Here is a 231-nt window from a genome sequence, read left to right on the forward strand (position 1 = left end):
CACAGCCTGGTTCCCATTGGGAAAACCACTTTCCATCAAAATGCCAGAGGTTGGATTTATAAGCTTTTGCAATCATTTCCACGCTTCTGTTAAATACGGCAACCCCGTTATAAAGGGAACCGCCTTCAGACATGGCCGTCCAAACCGCAAGGTACACCCGGTTTTTTGCTGCAAGTTCCGACATCCTTGTTAAAAACCCGGGTATATTCCTCCGGGACTCCGGCTCTTCCT

General features: G+C 48.5%; 1 protein-coding gene. It reads right to left on the reverse strand.

Features of this window, described 5'->3' with window-relative positions; genetic code table 11:
• A partial coding sequence (locus LK536_RS59220) for a nitrilase-related carbon-nitrogen hydrolase (RefSeq protein WP_506092391.1) occupies positions 1–184 on the reverse strand: 184 nt, incomplete at its 3' end.
• Positions 185–231: the final 47 nt, after the last annotated feature.

The organism is Clostridium pacaense (genome assembly GCF_020709765.2).
GTDB lineage: Bacteria > Bacillota > Clostridia > Lachnospirales > Lachnospiraceae > Enterocloster > Enterocloster hominis.